The organism is Rhodococcus sp. NJ-530 (assembly GCF_003860625.1).
In the GTDB taxonomy this organism is placed as follows: domain Bacteria; phylum Actinomycetota; class Actinomycetes; order Mycobacteriales; family Mycobacteriaceae; genus Rhodococcus_F; species Rhodococcus_F qingshengii.
The window spans coordinates 1,173,216-1,189,669 of record NZ_CP034152.1; the positions used below are offsets into that span (position 1 = coordinate 1,173,216).

At 63.4% G+C, this 16,454-nt stretch carries 16 protein-coding genes; 8 read left to right on the forward strand and 8 right to left on the reverse strand.

Annotated features, from left to right (window positions below; translation table 11 throughout):
- Positions 1–14: 14 nt before the first annotated feature.
- Genes EHW12_RS05360 through EHW12_RS05370 form a run of 3 tightly spaced genes read right to left on the reverse strand, consistent with a single transcriptional unit; the run spans position 15 to position 3,934 of the window.
- Complete coding sequence (locus EHW12_RS05360; protein ID WP_125050363.1) at positions 15–647, reverse strand: class I SAM-dependent methyltransferase; 633 nt, start codon at positions 645–647, stop codon at positions 15–17.
- Between the two features lie 21 nt (positions 648–668).
- Positions 669–3,152 carry an ABC transporter permease gene (locus EHW12_RS05365; RefSeq protein WP_125050364.1) on the reverse strand — a complete coding sequence of 828 codons (2,484 nt, stop codon included), beginning with the start codon at positions 3,150–3,152 and terminating at the stop codon, positions 669–671.
- On the reverse strand, positions 3,152–3,934 hold the full coding sequence (locus EHW12_RS05370; protein ID WP_050794083.1) for an ABC transporter ATP-binding protein: 783 nt from the start codon (positions 3,932–3,934) through the stop codon (positions 3,152–3,154). The genes EHW12_RS05365 and EHW12_RS05370 overlap by 1 nt, the downstream gene beginning before the upstream one ends.
- Before the next feature lie 109 nt (positions 3,935–4,043).
- On the opposite strand from EHW12_RS05370, the gene EHW12_RS05375 reads away from it, so the two are divergent.
- The 4 genes from EHW12_RS05375 to EHW12_RS05390 all read left to right on the forward strand — a co-directional run bounded on the left by EHW12_RS05375 (position 4,044) and on the right by EHW12_RS05390 (position 8,833).
- Complete coding sequence (locus tag EHW12_RS05375; protein WP_241199109.1) at positions 4,044–5,282, forward strand: sensor histidine kinase; 1,239 nt, start codon at positions 4,044–4,046, stop codon at positions 5,280–5,282.
- Positions 5,270–5,911, forward strand: coding sequence for a response regulator transcription factor (locus EHW12_RS05380; protein ID WP_050655523.1), 642 nt, complete (start codon positions 5,270–5,272; stop codon positions 5,909–5,911). The genes EHW12_RS05375 and EHW12_RS05380 overlap by 13 nt, the downstream gene beginning before the upstream one ends.
- A 161-nt stretch (positions 5,912–6,072) precedes the next feature.
- Entirely contained in the window at positions 6,073–7,101 is a 1,029-nt protein-coding gene (locus EHW12_RS05385) for a beta-ketoacyl-ACP synthase III (protein WP_003945837.1), read from the forward strand.
- A 115-nt stretch (positions 7,102–7,216) separates the two neighbouring features.
- Entirely contained in the window at positions 7,217–8,833 is a 1,617-nt protein-coding gene (locus EHW12_RS05390; RefSeq protein ID WP_231915008.1) for a lipid II flippase MurJ, read from the forward strand.
- Here the strand turns inward: EHW12_RS05390 and EHW12_RS05395 are convergent.
- The 3 genes from EHW12_RS05395 to EHW12_RS05405 all read right to left on the reverse strand — a co-directional run bounded on the left by EHW12_RS05395 (position 8,819) and on the right by EHW12_RS05405 (position 12,088).
- Positions 8,819–9,946, reverse strand: a complete 1,128-nt coding sequence (locus EHW12_RS05395; RefSeq protein ID WP_241199110.1) for a nucleotide pyrophosphatase/phosphodiesterase family protein — start codon at positions 9,944–9,946, stop codon at positions 8,819–8,821. The genes EHW12_RS05390 and EHW12_RS05395 overlap by 15 nt on opposite strands.
- Before the next feature lie 161 nt (positions 9,947–10,107).
- On the reverse strand, positions 10,108–10,881 hold the full coding sequence (locus EHW12_RS05400; RefSeq protein WP_095971359.1) for a VOC family protein: 774 nt from the start codon (positions 10,879–10,881) through the stop codon (positions 10,108–10,110).
- 262 nt (positions 10,882–11,143) lie between these two features.
- Entirely contained in the window at positions 11,144–12,088 is a 945-nt protein-coding gene (locus EHW12_RS05405; protein ID WP_037132348.1) for an alpha/beta hydrolase, read from the reverse strand.
- Positions 12,089–12,307: 219 nt separating this feature from the next.
- Between EHW12_RS05405 and EHW12_RS35100 the strand changes: the two genes are divergently transcribed.
- Positions 12,308–12,445, forward strand: coding sequence for a hypothetical protein (locus tag EHW12_RS35100; RefSeq protein ID WP_003945592.1), 138 nt, complete (start codon positions 12,308–12,310; stop codon positions 12,443–12,445).
- On the opposite strand, the gene EHW12_RS05415 is transcribed toward EHW12_RS35100, so the two are convergent.
- The gene (locus EHW12_RS05415) at positions 12,427–13,188 is read right to left on the reverse strand and encodes an SDR family oxidoreductase (RefSeq protein WP_042452547.1); all 762 of its coding nucleotides are present in this window, start codon (positions 13,186–13,188) and stop codon (positions 12,427–12,429) included. The genes EHW12_RS35100 and EHW12_RS05415 overlap by 19 nt on opposite strands.
- Before the next feature lie 205 nt (positions 13,189–13,393).
- Here EHW12_RS05415 and EHW12_RS35790 point away from each other — a divergent pair, with 205 nt between their 5' ends.
- Positions 13,394–13,522, forward strand: a complete 129-nt coding sequence (locus EHW12_RS35790; protein WP_265154694.1) for a hypothetical protein — start codon at positions 13,394–13,396, stop codon at positions 13,520–13,522.
- A 108-nt stretch (positions 13,523–13,630) separates the two neighbouring features.
- On the opposite strand, the gene EHW12_RS05420 is transcribed toward EHW12_RS35790, so the two are convergent.
- A complete protein-coding gene (locus EHW12_RS05420) occupies positions 13,631–14,476 on the reverse strand; it encodes a glycosyltransferase family 92 protein (RefSeq protein WP_125050367.1) in 846 nt (281 codons plus the stop codon).
- A 108-nt stretch (positions 14,477–14,584) separates the two neighbouring features.
- Between EHW12_RS05420 and EHW12_RS05425 the strand changes: the two genes are divergently transcribed.
- Positions 14,585–15,820 (forward strand): cytochrome P450, encoded by a 1,236-nt coding sequence (locus EHW12_RS05425; protein ID WP_042920218.1) that lies wholly within the window; start codon positions 14,585–14,587, stop codon positions 15,818–15,820.
- Positions 15,817–16,380: a TetR/AcrR family transcriptional regulator gene (locus EHW12_RS05430; protein WP_125050368.1), complete on the forward strand. Its 564-nt coding sequence runs from the start codon at positions 15,817–15,819 to the stop codon at positions 16,378–16,380. Before EHW12_RS05425 ends, EHW12_RS05430 begins: the two co-directional genes overlap by 4 nt.
- The last annotated feature ends 74 nt before the right edge of the window (positions 16,381–16,454 follow it).

Here is a 16,454-nt window from a genome sequence, read left to right on the forward strand (position 1 = left end):
CTTAATACATGTTACTAGCCGTTCTTTGCATTGCCAACACCGGATTTGCGTCCGATGACAAGCGCGTCGACCGCGATTCCCGTTTCGGTGTGCCTGTGGGGATTTCCGGCGATCTCGAACTCGAGCTTTCCGCGGAACTCCTGCATCAATTCTTCTGGTGTGTAAAGGATTTCGGGATCTTGCGGCCCGCCGACGCCGTAGTCGATGTTGCTTCGGTCGTGACCCAAAATCATGAGGATTCCATCAGGTTTCAGAGAATTTATGGCACGGTTCACAACCAGGGTGCGTTGTGGTGCGGGCAGATGAAGGTAAAGAAGCAGGGCCAAGTCGTATCCCTGCCCGTTCCGGGAGGCGTACTCCGCGCCGGTGACGTCGCCGCACCGGTAGTCGAGCCGGTCGAGAACCGATCGGGGCGAGCGGGCCGCGATCGTGCGGGCTTTCTCGATCGCGACGGCCGAGTAGTCGATCCCGGTGACCTCCCAACCGCGGGTCGCGAGCCACAACGCGTTACGGCCCTCCCCGCACGCCAGGTCCAGTGCCTGGCCGTGGGGGAGGGCCGTCGCGTATTCCACCAGCAGCTCGTTGGGTGGAGCGCCCCAGACGAGCTCGGTTTCTTCGTACTTCTTGTCCCAGGCGGCCGCATCCATAGATGACGACGGTAGTGCCACTCAGTTGTTACGGACGCCGTCCATCGGGTTCTTGCGCAGGGCGGCGCGCGTCGGGATCGCGATGGAGATGAATCCCAGAACAGCGGTCACGGCGACGATGGCACCGTAGATCGCCGGTGAAATCGCCGGGATCGGCTGCCCGGACACCGCTACGGCGATACCCATCAGAGGCGGCAGGGCGATCAGTGATCCGACCACGACGGCGATTCCCACCACCATCAACGACTCGATACGCATCATCGCTCGGACCTGCCTCGTCCGCGAGCCCACCAGTTGAAGGAGCGCGAACTCGCGGGAACGCTCCGCAGTGGCGGCGACCAAGGTATTCACGACGGCGACTGCCAGATAACCGAGCAGGACCAGGACGGCGAGGATGCTGACCCACGACTGCATGCGACGCTGATCTTCGCCTGCGGCCCCGAACTGGTCCTGGTTCAGCGCGGCGATCGAGGGGAACGAGAGCAACGACTGCTGGACTTCGGCCGACCGTCCGGGTTCGGCAGCAACCAGAACGGTGTCGATCAGAGCGTCGGTGGAGTGCTGACGCAAAGTCTCGATCGGCATGGTCACGTCCCCGAATCCGAGGCCGCGACCATATTTCGCGACGACCATCGGATGTACCAGTGTTCCGTCTCCCAGATAGAGGTCGACGCGCTGGCCGACCTCGGCTCCGAGTGTGAAGGCCCCGTCTTCGCTGACGGCAACGGTATCGCCGGTCAGAGCGCTGAGGTCGCCCTCGGTCACCGCGAGATCGAGGGTTGCGTCGGCGCCGGCGGCGTCGATGCCCTGGGCCGCGATCGCGCTGTCGGCTGAGCCGCCTTTCTCGCCGCTGGGTACCGGCAGGACTTGACTGCGGACTACCGGGTTTGCCGCACTCACTCCGGGCACCGATGCGATCGAGTCGAGGAGCGAGGGAGCGATACCGGCCGGCGCGCCGACGATCAGGTCGGCGGTGACGCCCTTGATCGACTGGTTGGTCGCCTCGGCGGCGACGGTGCTCTGGCTGAAGAACTGCACCGAGCCCAGGGCGATGGCGAGAGCCAACGGAACAACCGCCGACGAGAGCCGCCTCGAATTGGATTCGGCGTTGGCGGCAGCGAGAACTTTGGACGCCGACCCACTACGGCGCAGTGGACCGCCGATCACCTTGATGATGCCGCGCACCAACAACGGGCCGAGCAGCGCGACAGAGAAGATCAACAACAGTGCGCTCGAACCGGCTCCAGCGGCTGCCACGCTGCCGGGCAGGAAAGCGGGGAGGATGCACGCGCCGAGACCGGCGGCACCGAAAATCAGCCCGGTGACGATGCGTCCGCGGCTCAGTTTCGCCGGGCCGCTTTCGGATTCGCGAAGCGCTTCGACGGGGTCGAGCTTTGCCGGTCGTCGTGCCGCGATCGCCGCTGCCGCGCGGGCAGTGAGTACGCAGATCAGGAAAGCCGCGATCGCCGGAAGCGGGCTGTACGCCAGCGCGAAATCGGTGGGCATGACCCCTGCATCGGCAAACTGTGCACCCAGGAATCGGGCGAGTAGGAATCCGGGCACCGCGCCGATCGCAGCCGCAGTCGCCGCGACGAGCAACACTTCACGCCCGATCATGACGTGGACTTGTCGCGTGGTGGCCCCGATTGCCCGCAACAGAGCGAACTCTCGGCGCCTGGCGTTGATCGAGAGCGACAGCGTGCTGGAAACGACGAACATGCTGACCATCAATGCAAGACCTGCAAACGTGGCACAGAGCACGATCAACTGAGTCCGCGCAGCTCCGGCGTCGAGGAACTCGATGCCTCCGCGTGCGGTGCCGGTCGAGACCTCCGCACCGGTTCCGGCGAGTGCGTCGTGGGCGAGAGCGGCAGCATCCACGCCTTCGGGAGCGATCAATCCGACTGCGGTGACAGAGTTCTGGTGCGGCCACAACCGTTCGGCCTCTGCGTCGTCGAGGAAGACGAGCGCCGGACGGTCGGGTGACGGCACCGAAGCCGAATCAGCTGTGCCGACGACGGTGTACTCGTCCGCTATCGCGCCGTGAGCCAGCGTGATTCGCTCGCCGAGCGCGGCGCCCGAGGTCGAGACCACCTCGTCTCGGCTCTGCGGAGCGCGACCATCGGTCAGCGAATACGGCGCCAATTGTGCTGTGTTCCAAGGATGTGCGTCGAGTACGACGCCCTCGGCGGTGCTGACGGGGACGGAGATGTCGGGAACCACCGTGACATCGAGGGCATCGAGTTTGCGGACCGTATCGCCGTCGAGGAGAACTCGCTCGGCAAAAGGCTGATCGGCGTCCTCCTTGACCTCGAGTGCCTGAGGCGCGCTGACCACGGCGTCTGCACCGGCGTAGAGATGTGGTGAGACTCCGCCTCGCACTCCTGATTCCAGCAGGACACCCAAACCGCACGTGAGGAGAGCCGCGCAGAATACGGAGACGAACACGGCGATGAATCCGGAGCGATGCGCTTTGAGATGCGCAAAAGTGTGCGCCTTCATCATCACCAGTCCCCGAGGTGTGTCATGCGCTCGGCAATCTGCTGCGGCGTCGGGCGGTCGATGTGCCCGACCAGTTTCCCGTCGGCGAGGAACAGCACACGATCGGCGTACGACGCGGCCACCGGGTCGTGCGTGACCATGACGATGGTCTGATCGAACTCGGCGGCTGTCCGGCGCAACAACTCCAGAACCTGCTTGGCGCTGCGGGAGTCGAGGGCGCCCGTCGGCTCGTCGGCAAAGAGTGCGTCGGGGTGGGTGACGAGGGCGCGCGCGATGGCGACGCGTTGCTGCTGACCACCGGACAGTTCGGAGGGTTTGCGCTTGCGGTGCGATCCGAGTCCGACGGATTCGAGGACGAAGGTCAGGTATTGCTTGTCGGCTCGTCGTCCGGCGAGCAGTAGCGGAAGGGTGACGTTCTGCTCGACGTCGAGAGCACCGAGCAGGTTGTATGCCTGGAAGACGAAACCTATGTGATCGCGACGGAAGATGCTGCGGGCCTTCGGCTTCAGCTGTGAGATCTCGGTGTCGCCCAGCCACACCGATCCGCTGCTCGGCCGGTCCAGGCCCGCCGCGCAGTGCAGGAAAGTGCTCTTACCCGATCCGGAGGGGCCCATCACGGCGGTGAAGGTGCTGCGCGGCAAGGTGAGGCTGATGTTGTCGAGGGCGGTCACGGCGCCGCGGCCGTTGCCGTAGACCTTGCTGACGCCTTCGAGTCGCACGGCGGATGTTCGGGCGGCCGGGGCACCAGGGGCCGGCGGGGCGAGGACCGAGTGTCGATTCTTCATGGGAAGAACGCTATGGAGATTCGGCATTCGTCGACATCCAGCAGGGTCCCGAATCAATGGTGTAGCCAGCTGTAGTGGATCGCGGCATCAGGTGCGGCATGCTGGGGCAGTGAAGAAGAGAACCAGGGCTGCGGTGTACGTGCTCGTCGAGGGTGCGGCAGCCGTGGTCTCCCTGTTCTTGCTGATGGTCGGTCTCATTCTGCTGTCGCTCTCGATTCTGATCGTCGGCTGGTTGCTGTTGCCGTCGTACGTGCGGGTGCTCCGGTGGTGGGCGGGTCTGGCTCGCAAGAGAACGGCTGCGTACACCGGACGCCCTGTTCTGCAGCGATACCCACCGATGCCAAGCAATCCGACATTCGGGGACTGGCGCCGATTCCTCACCGATCAGTCGACGAGGCGCGACGCGGCCTGGTTGTCGATTCACGGTCTGGGGGCTTTCGTCGCGGCGATGCTGACCATTGCTCTTCCACTCGGTGCACTCAATGCGATTGCCGTCCCGCTGTACTGGCAGCAGATGCCCGCGGGCGAACCCGTCAACAATCCGTACCCCGTGACGTCGTGGCTGGGGGCTGCCGGAATGCCGTTGATCGGCATCCTGTACTTCCTGATCGCGTGGTGGTTGATCCCCGCGATGGCGAAGTGGATCAGCTGGTCGACCACGACTTTGCTTGCACCGGACACACGTTCGGACCTCTCGAAGCGCGTCACTGCCCTGACTGCCAGCCGCGCTGCGGCCCTCGACGCGCATTCGGCCGAACTCAAGCGGATCGAGCGCGATCTGCACGACGGCGCGCAGAACCGACTGGTCGCCGTGGTGATGATGCTGGGTATGGCCGAGCGATCGTTGCAGATCAACCCGGACCAGGCTCTGCCACAACTGCATCGGGCCCAAGATGCGGCCACCGAGGCGTTGAGCGAACTCCGGACGTTGGTGCACGACATCTATCCGCCGATCCTCGACGAACTCGGCCTCGAGGGTGCGATCTCGGCGCTTGCTGGGCGCTCCACCGTGCCCTGCGTACTCGAGATCGAGGAGCTCCGCCGTGCCCCGGCCGCCGTCGAGGCTGCTGCGTACTTCGTCGTCGCCGAGGCTTTGACCAACGTCGCAAAGCACAGCGGAGCGCGCAGCGTCACCGTCACTGCAAGGACGGAGGCGTCCACCGACTCGTTGGGTGAGACGATGCTCATCGACGTGATCGACGACGGTCACGGCGGCGCGAACGAACGGCCGGGCGGCGGCGTGGCGGGTATCCGACGCCGGGTCGAGGCTTTCGAAGGAACCGCAGTATTGGAGAGCCCGGAGGGTGGACCGACAACGATGAGGGTGGAACTACCGTGCGGATTCTGATTGCCGAGGACGACGCTCTCCTGCGAGAGGGGCTGGCACTGCTGCTCCGCGGAGAGGGCTTCGAGGTGTCTGCCGTCTCCGACGCCGAACAGTTCCTCACGGTGTTCGAGGAGACCGCTCCTGACGCCGCGGTGCTCGACGTCCGGATGCCTCCTACTTTCACCAACGAGGGACTTCGAGCGGCGATCGAGGTGCGCAAGCTTCGCCCGGGCTTTCCCGTCCTGGTCCTTTCCGCGTATGTCGAGGATCGCTACGCCGGTGAATTGTTGGCAGGAGGTGCCGGCGGGGTCGGTTACCTGCTCAAGGAACGGGTCGGCAAGGTGGCCGAGTTCGTCGACGCATTGAACCGGGTCGTCGACGGCGGAACCGTGATGGATCCCGAGGTCGTATCCCAACTGATGAGCCGTCGACGTGCCGACGATCCGATCAGATCACTGACCCCACGCGAGTCCGAGGTTCTCGGTTTGATGGCGGAGGGGCTGGGAAATCAGGAAATCGCCAGGAAACTGGTCGTCAGCGACACTGCTGTGAGCAAGCACATAGGAAATATCTTCGCAAAACTCGGCCTGTCGGCTTCCGAAAGCGGGCATCGTCGTGTTTTGGCAGTTCTAGCTCATTTGCGCGCCTGATCGTGGATCTGGACTACATACCTGACCGAAGCGTAATGTGAGCCAGCCTCATGTTGTTGCCGTGATCGAACGGTGACCTGAGAGGCAGGGGCTTATGTCCTGTACGTAACGTGTGATGTCGAACGCGCGTCATCACCAGAAACCAACGAGGAGATCGATCAATGGGTAAGCCGATTGCCAGTGTGGCCGGAGGTCGGCAGTCCGTCCTTCTCGGGCTCGGCGTTCACCGCCCGGAGCGAGTCGTGACCAACGACGAGATCTGCGAGCTGATCGATTCCACCGACGAGTGGATCCAGACGCGATCGGGTATCAAGTCGCGCCGGTTCTCCGGCGAGGGTGAAGGCATTCTCGCGATGTCGATCAGCGCGGCCCGTAAAGCACTGGACGTCAGCGGCATTGCACCCGAGCAGATCGGCGCCGTGATCATCGCGACGTCGACGTGGGACCTGCAGACTCCCCAGGCCGCATCCATCGTCGCCCACGAACTCGGTATCAAGGGCCCGGCGGCGTTCGACGTCGCGGCAGGCTGCGCCGGTTTCTGTACCGCCCTTGCGGTGGCCAGCGACCTCGTTCGCGGCGGAACGGTTGATCACGTACTCGTCGTCGGCGTCGAGTTGATGAGCGAGGCCACCGAGCCCACCGATCGCAGCGTTCGCTTCATCTTCGGTGACGGCGCAGGGGCAGTTGTCGTCGGCCCGAGCGATACCGTCGGAATCGGCCCGGTCGAGTGGGGTTCGGACGGCAGCCAGTCCGACGCCATCGTTCAGGAGCCCAGCTGGCTCGACTACACCAAGAACCCGACCGGACCTCGGCCGTGGATCAAGATGGCCGGTACCGCGGTGTTCCGCTGGGCTGCCTTCGAGATGGGCAAGGTCGCCACTCGCACCCTGGAGAAGTCGGGGCTCGGTATCGAGGACATCGACGCTTTTGTGCCGCACCAGGCAAACCAGCGCATCAACGAGGTCATCGCTCGCAGCATGAAGCTGCCCGAGGGCTTCCCCGTCTCCAACGACATCGCCGAGACGGGCAACACGTCCGCGGCCTCGATCCCGCTCGCCATGGAGCAGATGCTGCGCGACGGCCAGTGCAAGCCGGGCGACAAGGCACTGCTTCTCGCCTTCGGTGCAGGTCTGTCCTTCGCCGGTCAGGTTGTCGTCATGCCGCCGTTGGCTGGAGCGGAATCAGCCTGATCGTCTCTTGCGCCGAGCGCCTCGAACCCACGGTTCGGGGCGCTCGGTCGTTTCCAGGAGGGCAGTCGTTTCCGGTCCGGCTCGTCGAACCTCTGCGATGTGGCACTCTGGCGAGATGGTCGAGAGTGTGGGGGAGTCCGAACGTACGGGTGAGACGGGCGGCAGCTTGGCGAAGATGGGCGGGCACGTGGCGCTCGCCAGCACGGTCAGCCGGATCACCGGTTTCGTCCGCACCCTTGCCCTTGCCGCAGTCCTCGGGATCGCCCTGGTCAGTGATGCGTACAACGCGGCCAACAGCTTTCCGAACATGGTCTATCAGCTTCTTCTCGGCGGGATTCTCGCCAGTGTCCTGCTTCCGTATCTGACACGGCAGCGAAGCCGTGGGCGGACGCTCGAACGAGAGCAGACGCAGCGCGTTCTCACTGTGGGAGCGCTTGCTCTTGCGCTCGTGACCGTTGTGGCGGTGCTGTGCGCGCCGCCTCTGGTCTCGGCCGTGATCGATGATCCGGCTCAACGCGAGCTCACGACGCTCTTCGCGTACTTGCTTCTGCCGGAGATCTTCTTCTACGGCGTCACGGCGATGATGACGGCTGTGCTCAGCGTTCGATCGGTGTTCGGCGCGCCGGCCTGGGCGCCGGTGATCAACAACGTCGTCCTTCTGGTGACGGTCGCGGTCTTCCTGTGCATTCCGGGGCCGGTGGCTCTGACTCCCGAGTCGATGACCACCGCGCAGGTTCTGGTGATCGGTATCGGCACTTTGCTCGGGATAGTGGCGCAAACCGCTGTCGTTGCTCGAGCGCTGCACCGCAACGGTTTTCGGTGGCGCCTTCGCGTGCGGGTCGTGCCGCACACTTGGCGCCCGGTGCGCGTCGGGGCGCCGTTGCTCGGTTGGGTACTGGTGTACGTCGTAGCCGGTCAGGTCGGTGTGTGGGTGACGATGAAGGTCACTCTCTCCCGTCACGTGTACTCGATGTACACGCATGCGGATCTGCTGTTTCAGGTGGCGTACGGCATCCTCGGAGTGTCGCTGTTGACGGTGCTGATGCCGCGAATCGCCAGGTCGGTCGCTGCGGGTGACGACGTCGGTGTCGTATCCGATCTCGGCCGGGGAGCCAGGTATTCGGTGGTGGCGTTGATTCCGGTCACCGTGGCTCTCATGGTGTTCGGCCCCTCGTTGACCACCCTGATCTTCTTCGGCCGGGTCGACGGCAGTAGCGCCCGGTTGATCGGGACGGCCGTGGCAGTCAGTGCATTCGGGTTGGTGCCCTTTGCGATGGTCATGCTTCAGCTACGAGTGTTCTACGCCGACAACAATACCCGCACTCCCGCGGTGATAGCCGTGGTGATGGTAGTTGCAAAGACGGCGCTCGTTCTTCTTGCGTCATTGTCGGCGAGTGACGAAACGCTGATCCTGGCCGTCTGTGCGGCCGGCTCGTTCTCCTACGTGTGCGGAGCGGTGCTCGGTCACGTCCTGCTTCGAAAGCGATACGGGCTGTTGGGATTCCGTCGGGTGCAGGCGACCGTCGGGAGAATTTCGACAGCGGCAGTTCTGGCAGGAGGTTGTGCGCTCGCTTTGGTGGTGGCGGTTCAGAACCGAATCCCCGAGCCCAGGCTTGCTGCTGCTATTTCATTGTCGGCGGGTGCGGCCGTAGGTGTCGTCGTCCTGTTGGGCGCATGCAAGGTCGTCGGCGTTCCCGAGATTCGCCGGGCGCGAGCCCTACTGCTGTCCTGAGGACAGGAGCGGTACCAGCAGTTCGTCCGGGGTCAGGGCGCCGTGCTGTCCACGGAGACCGGACAGTCCCGATTCGACCGATCGACGAACGACCGCCACGTCTCCGGAAGCAATGGCGATGACATCGCCGATCCGGCCGTGATACTCGGAATGTACTGCAGGCCCGAACAATCCCGCGACGATGCCCTCGGATCTGGTCCCGATCCACATGCGGTCACCCAGTTCGGCGCGCCAGCGGTCCGCAACATCTTGTGCAGCGCCTTCTCTGGTGTGGATGTGCCGGCACCGGGGCTCGCCGGCAAGGGCGAGTACGTCTTTGGACAGCATCGGGGTGTTGTCGAAGTCGATCTTGTTCTCGTCCAGCACGTCGACCATTCCGTGGTCTGCCGTCACCAGCAATCTCACGTCCGGACCGAGAGCGGCTGCGAGTTGTTCGACCAGTCGATCGACAAGCATCAGTTGGAAGATCCACGGCTCGGACTCGGGTCCGTAGACGTGGCCGAGTGCGTCGATCTCGCTGATGTAGCAGTACGTGAACGTCCGTTCGGCAGATTTCGACGCCGCCACGGTGCGAGCGAGGAGGTCACCGTATGCCTGGATTCCGGCAAACTGGGCACCGCGCATCCCCGCCCGAGTGAGGCCGCTGCCGTCGAACTTGGACGGAACGACGGTGGTGACGGTGATTCCGGCGGCCGCGGCGCGATCGAAGGTCGTGGCCTGCGGCTGCAGGGTCTCCGGAACGATGGAGTCGGTCTGAGATTCCTTCTTGCCGGCGCTGTGCCAACCCAGCCAGTTGAACACCGAATCGGCTTCTTCGACGTAGGACTGGTAGCCGGTGATTCCGTGCGCTCCCGAGGGCAGCCCGGTCCCCAGCGAGACGATGCTGGTGGCCGTCGTCGTGGGGAAACCTGCCCGTATCGGCGTTCCGGCGAGTGAGTTCAGGAATGGTGCGTGTTCGGCGTTGCGGGCGAGCAAGTTCGCGCCCATCCCGTCTACCAGCAGAATTACGGTCTTCTTGCTGGGATTCAGATCGAGACGGTTTGCTTCGCCGCTTACTCCGAGAGAAGCGAGTACCGACGGCGCAAGCGTCGACAGAGTCGGCTGGGAGTACACATCGAGGAGAGGTGCGGGGCGGGCATCCCATGAGATTAGGCGTTGGACAGAGAAAACTGCATACCTTCTGGGCGAGTGTTCAAATCTGTGCGGTCAGATCCGGACATTGCAGATGATCGGCGCGCAGAGACCGCGGACCGGGGCGGCCTCTGCGCGGAGATTCATTCCATGATCGTGGAGATCTGGAACTTGGCACCGAGTGGATCGGCAACCGACGCGAGACGGCCGAAGGGCGTGTCCTCGGGATCACGCAATACGCTGCCGCCGAATTCGACGACCTTGGCGACGGCAGCATCGGTGTCGTCCGCCCCGAAGTACACCTGCCAGAACGACGGGACCTCTGCCGGGAGGAACGAGCTGGCATCCATCAGACCGGCGACGACGGTGTCGCCCTGCTTGGCTTGTGAATACCGGAACTCGTCGCTGTCGCCGATGGACTCGTAAGTCCAGCCGAACACGTCGGTGTAGAACGGCAGGACCGCGGCATAGTTCTTGGACAAGGTCTCGTGCCAGACCGGCGCTCCGGCCTCGCCCACCAGACCGAAGCCATTGTGCTGATCTGCCTGCCAGATACCGACGACGGCACCGGCCGGATCGCCCACGATCGCCATGCTGCCCTGGGGGCCGACCTGCATCGACGGCATCATGATCATTCCGCCGGCAGCTTCGGCTTTGGACGCCGACGCCGCCGCATCAGTAGAGGAGATGTAGGTGGTCCAGACGTTGCCGTACGGGTTTCCCTCCTGCTGGGGCCCGAGCCCGGCGATGGGCTGCCCGTCTTTGCTGAAGATCGCGTAACCGCCGTACTGCGGGTCGTCGTTGGAGTCGGCCTGCCAACCGAACACGTTGGTGTAGAAGGATTTGGCAATCGCGGTGTCGGAACTGGTGAGGTCGATCCAACAGGGTGTTCCGTCGAGCGCTGTGCGTGCGGGCATCTGAAAACTCTCCTTAACCGAAACGGATACACAAGCAAGGGACGCGGAAATGCTTGGCCGAGGAAGGCACGAATCTCACGCTACGCGCGTACCCCGACACATTCCCAGGGTTCGAGAGCTTTGGGGTATGTGTCCGTTTCGCGTTCCCCGGTGGGCCGGACCTGCCAACGTAGACGACCGCCGAATCGTTCTTGATACTCCGAAGTTGATGGGGCACTTGCTCGATCGGCAAGGGCGTTCCACCGGGGAGTGTTGGTACGTGTCAGCTCCTGATCAGCCCCGTGCGATCGAGCCACGCGAGCGCATGACGGGTGAACTCGTCCGGAATCTCCAATTGTGGGGTGTGGCCGGTGTCGCCGAGAATGATGGTGGTCCAGTGTGGATGTGCAGCAGCGGCTGCCCGTGCGGCCTCGACCGGGACAAGCCGATCGCGATCGCCGTGCATCAGGAGCGTCGGAGTCGTGATCTCTCGCAATGTCTTTCGATAGGAGGCAGGACGGGCGAGGGTCATCAGCAGTGACCGTGCTGCCTGAAGGAATTCGGCATCCTGTGTAGGTTCGTTGCGGCGAATCGCCGTCAAGGCAGCGCCCGCGTCGAGGACCGCGGGGTCGGCTCGCGTCGGATCGGCAAAACACAATCTGGTCATCTGAGCGGCCAACTGCCGGTCTGACATCTTTCGGCGTCCGAAGCCGAGAACCTGCTCACCGACGTACGGCATCGAGTAGAGCGCGAATTGGGCGGCGACGGTCAGATCGGGAAGTTGGACGGGCAGGGGGAGCGCCGGATCCACCAGGACCAGCCCGGCGACTGATTCGGGACTGGCATGGGTCGACATTGCCGAGACCATTCCGCCCATGGAATTGCCGAACAGGACGGCGGGCTCACCCACCACTGTGTCGAGAAAGCGATTCAGAAGTACTGTGTTGGCATCGACGCCGGTGTGTCGCCCACGGGCAGAGGTGAGTCCGAATCCGGCGAGGTCAAGGGCGTACACGCGCGTGCGCGCCGCCAGCGCCGGTGCCACCCGCACCCAGTTCAGGTGCGAGCCGCCCAGACCGTGAACGAGCACGATGGGCGGCGCTCCGCTGGGACCGCCGAAGTCGATCCAGTGAACGTCACCGCCGAGATCGGTGATGTTGCTTGTCCCGCCCCACGGGTGTGTGAGGGTGCTTCCGTCGACGAGTTGGGCCGAAACAGCGGATTCCATACCTGCCAGGATGCACCGAGGTGTCGTCGTAGTCACGCACTCGTTCCGGTTCGGGATCCGAATATGTGTCATCGATCACGGCTTCTCAAGAAGCTCAGGAAACGGGCAAAACGGAATTTGACTGGTGTTCAGCACTTTTCGAGGCTGCCGCCGCTTTCCGACGGCCGTGGCGCGCGTCCGGCGGAGGTCGGTTCGGGCATACTGAAAACCATGTGGTGGATGGTCGGGCTCATTGTTCTGGCCGCGCTGGTTTTGGCATCCGTTCTGGTCGGTTTCGTTTTCCGCCGCCCGATCGCCGAAGCCAAGTCGGCGGTGCTTGCCTTCGACGACGCCAGCTCTCAGCCCCAGCGCGACTGACCACCGTCGAGCGGAATTGTTGCTCCAGTCAGATACGCGGCATCCGGGCCGACCAGGAAAGCCACCGCGGTGCCGATGTCCGTCTCGCAGTCTCCGATCCTGCGGAGCGGAATACCGGCAACAAAAGCGGCAGCCTCTTCCGGGCGTGCATCTGCCCAACGCTGCAGGCCCGGCGACGACGCGTGGGGAGCAACCGCGTTGACCCGGATCCCGTCGACGCCCCATTCGCATGCTGCCGCGCGACTGAGGGCTCGGACGGATTCCTTCACGGCCGCGTAGCCGCCGTAGCCGGCAGCGTCCCAGCGGACGGCCACTGAGCTGACCATGTTGATGATTGCCCCGCCGCCGCGTTCCTTCATGAACGGGTAACAGGCTTGCATGGTTCGCAGAGTCGCGACGGGGCCGGACGTCAATCCGTCGGCAAGGCGCTCCGGAGTGAGGTCGAGGACGTTGCCGAGCGGGTTGAGGCTGGCGTTGTTGATCAGAATGTCGACGCCGCCGAACAGTTCCACCGTTCGCGCCACGGCTCCGGTGATGGAATCCGCGTCGGCGATATCCATAAGCACCGGTTCGGCACGGCCTCCGCGTTCGGCGATCTCGTTACATGTGACGACGAGTTTCGACTCAGTGCGGCCCGCGACCGCGACGGAAGCGCCCTCCTTGGCGAGCGCAAACGCAACTCCCTGGCCGACGCCCTGCCCTGCGCCAGTGATCAGGGCCACTTTTCCATCCAACTTGCCCACTGCTGTTCTCCTGCTCGTCATTCAACGGTTCCCGAAGCGTTGTCCGAATCGCGCATTGTTACTCGTGGGTTCCCGCTGGATGAGATGTGAGTTACGTCCCACTTGGTGGCACCACTTTAAAACTCGGCTGTCTTACGTATATTGTGAGCGCCGTTACATACCGGGCGCGCGGACCGCGTACACATTCCATGATGAGGAGATAGACATGGGTTCCACCGAAACAGATCTCAAGGCTTGGGAAGCAATCGGCAAGGGCATCGGCGGAGTTGCCGGCCTCTTCGCTGGCGTTATCGCAATCATCTCTGCAGTCACCGCTGCACAGTCGCTTTCCTGATCCGTTCTTCGGGTAGGTAGCACTCCGGCCCGCGACCTGAAGGCATTGCCTTCGGGGCGCGGGCCGGAGGTTTATCGGTAACTGAATACCTGTGTCTTGCAGGCACATTCATCTTTGTGATACGTCGATCTTTGCCGGTACATCCACACCTTCTTCGTAGACCTGGGGTCCGAAGTTCGGCAACGGAGTGTAGTCGAGCATCGCCTCCGAACCGCGGTAGTGGCGGAAGTAGTAGAGCGATCTGTCCGGCCGTATGAGGGTGTCGGGTCCTGTTGTCTTCCAGGCCCAGTGGACGTCTGCTCGCAAAATCTCCGACAGCCTGACGATGTTCTTGCAGCCGTGGCTTTGCAGTCCAAGGCATCTCAATTCCTCGACGTCTCGCAATTGCCCGTCGCGCGTCCACCTGGATTCGTAGACCAGAGCGTCGAGAACGACGCGGTGCGAACCCGCTTGAGTAACGCCGGCAAGTAGAACCTCCCAGTCCAATCCTGGTGCGTGTTGGAGGTATTCGTCGGCGTCGATGAATGCTGCCCATGCGACGGTGTCGCGGTACCGGCTCACGTAATCGACGTACGCCTCTACCTGTCCGTGCACGATCCGACCGTCCGCGTCGCGCGGTTGCCAGTCGACGATCGTCACCGAAAGGTCTTGCAGTTCTTTGCGGAATGCGACCTGAACTTCACCGTCCGACATCGATCGGGTGAAGGCGCCGTAAGAGTTGCCTCTCTTGTCCTCGCTGCGGCCGTGCCAACGGTTGAGGCTGAATGCGCTTGTCTTGCGGGTGGACCCGACGGAACCGGTGTTGTCGTAGAGAACAACCTCCCAGCCTTGCTCGATGTGGTGCAGGCACCAGTCCCTGATGAAGGGGAGATGTTCGCGGGGGAGCAGGACCGCAACCACGGCGCGGCGCCCGGCGTCAGAGCTGTTCGGATGATTCTTCGGATCCGTGATCACCCGACACACGATAGTGCTCTGCGTGGATGCGAGTTACTCAATGCTGCTCCTAGGAACGGTTGATCGTACAACGTTGACACATTCGGCTATTTGTCTCATAGTCGAGTCATGACAACCTCTGTGTCACATTCGCCACGGTTTGTACCTTCCACCGGGGAGTCCTGGCGTTCGCCCTGGGCCATGTACGACGCATTGCGCGAGAACGACCCGGTGCACAATGTTGTGCCGGAAGCTGCGCCGCAGGACGACTACTGGGTGCTCACCCGTCACGAAGACGTCTACAACGCCGCTCGCGACTACGAGACGTATTCGTCGGCAAAGGGATTGACCACTGTCTACGGTGAACTCGAACAGATCGGGATGCAGGACAATCCGCCGTTCGTGATGCAGGATCCGCCAGTGCAGTCGGAGTTCCGGCGCATGGTGTCGAAGGGTTTCACCCCGCGTCAGGTCTCGGCGGTCGAGCCGATGGTCCGCGAATTCGTCGTCGAACGTATCGAAGCGTTGAAAGCGCGTGGCAGCGGCGACATCGTCGTCGAGCTCTTCAAGCCGTTGCCGTCGATGGTTGTCGCACACTATCTGGGTGTGCCGGAATCGGACCGTGACCAGTTCGACGGCTGGACCGAAGCCATTGTCGCTGCCAATTCGGCAGGTGGCGTGGCCGCGGCAGCGACGACGGCGCAGGCCGCCACCGGTGAGTTGATGATGTACTTCGCGTCGCTGATCGAACGCCGCAAGGTCGAACCGGGTGACGACACGATTTCGCACCTACTCGCCGCTGGACTCGGTGAAGACGGCGACATGTCCGGCCTGCTGTCGATTCTGGGCTTCGCCTTCACCATGGTGGCCGGTGGAAACGACACCACGACAGGAATGCTGGGTGGTTCGGTGGCGATGCTGACCGAACGCCTCGATCAGCGTCAGATCCTGCTGGACGATCCCGCATTGATCACCGACGCGGTCGACGAGTTGCTTCGACTCACCTCACCGGTCCAAGGACTGGCACGCACCACGACTCGGGATGTGGCCTTGGGCGGCAAAGTGATTCCGGCAGGACGTAAGGTTTTGTTGATGTACGGTGCGGCCAATCGTGATCCCGAAAAGTACGGACCCGACGCGGCGGAGTTGGACGTCTTGCGTCGACCGCAGAAGATTCTCACCTTCAGTCATGGCGCCCACCACTGTCTGGGGGCGTCGGCAGCTCGGATGCAGGCTCGAGTTGCGTTGGAAGAGTTACTCTCCCGGATTCCCGACTTCCATGTCGACATCGACGCGATGCAATACGCGCCGGGCAACTACGTGCGCCGTCCGCTCTCGGCTCCGATGTCGGTGACTCGGCCATGAGCAACGACTGGCTCGGCGAGGGGCGCGCCTTGGCGGCAGCCGAGAAGATCCTCGACAGTGCGGCGCAATTGTTCGTCGAGAAAGGCGTCAACGCGGTCGGTATGGCGGAGATAGCCTCTGCTGCAGGATGTTCCCGAGCCACCTTGTATCGGTACTTCGAGAATCGGCAGGCTCTTCACATTGCGTTCGTTCACCGCGAAGCTCGCAGGCTGGGAACTGCGATCGCGGAATCGGTAGCGACCATCGACGATCCGAGTGAGCGTCTGGAGACGGCCATACTCACCGCAGTCTCCGCGGTGCGTAGCACTCCGACGCTGGCTGCATGGTTCACCCCGGGCGATGCGAGTCTTGCCGGTGAACTTGCCAATTCATCCGACGTCATCAACGGACTGGGCGTCGCGATGCTCGGTGAAATCGGCGCAGACACAGCGTCGCGGGCACGCTGGATCGTGCGAGTGATCCTCTCGCTGCTCATGGTGCCGGGGGCGGACGAGAACGACGAGCGGACGTTGGTCCGTGAGTTCGTCGCTGCGTTGTTGATCGCTGGGCGGACCACCTGATCATCCCTTCCGGGTGATGCGCGAGGCCTGCGTGGGGATCGAGGATGAACCGGTATCCCGACACAGGTCACCGC

Bases quoted from the DNA above. Each gene is read 5' to 3' on its own strand.
- EHW12_RS35100 (WP_003945592.1), top strand. From the start codon at position 12,308: ATGGTCGGGCTCATTGTTCTGGCCGCGCTGGTTTTGGCATCCGTTCTG.
- EHW12_RS05370 (WP_050794083.1), bottom strand. From the start codon at position 3,934: ATGAAGAATCGACACTCGGTCCTCGCCCCGCCGGCCCCTGGTGCCCCG.
- EHW12_RS05365 (WP_125050364.1), bottom strand. From the start codon at position 3,152: ATGATGAAGGCGCACACTTTTGCGCATCTCAAAGCGCATCGCTCCGGA.
- EHW12_RS05385 (WP_003945837.1), top strand. From the start codon at position 6,073: ATGGGTAAGCCGATTGCCAGTGTGGCCGGAGGTCGGCAGTCCGTCCTT.
- EHW12_RS05405 (WP_037132348.1), bottom strand. From the start codon at position 12,088: ATGGAATCCGCTGTTTCGGCCCAACTCGTCGACGGAAGCACCCTCACA.
- EHW12_RS05360 (WP_125050363.1), bottom strand. From the start codon at position 647: ATGGATGCGGCCGCCTGGGACAAGAAGTACGAAGAAACCGAGCTCGTC.
- EHW12_RS05390 (WP_231915008.1), top strand. From the start codon at position 7,217: ATGGTCGAGAGTGTGGGGGAGTCCGAACGTACGGGTGAGACGGGCGGC.
- EHW12_RS35790 (WP_265154694.1), top strand. From the start codon at position 13,394: ATGGGTTCCACCGAAACAGATCTCAAGGCTTGGGAAGCAATCGGCAAG.
- EHW12_RS05430 (WP_125050368.1), top strand. From the start codon at position 15,817: ATGAGCAACGACTGGCTCGGCGAGGGGCGCGCCTTGGCGGCAGCCGAG.
- EHW12_RS05400 (WP_095971359.1), bottom strand. From the start codon at position 10,881: ATGCCCGCACGCACAGCGCTCGACGGAACACCCTGTTGGATCGACCTC.
- EHW12_RS05425 (WP_042920218.1), top strand. From the start codon at position 14,585: ATGACAACCTCTGTGTCACATTCGCCACGGTTTGTACCTTCCACCGGG.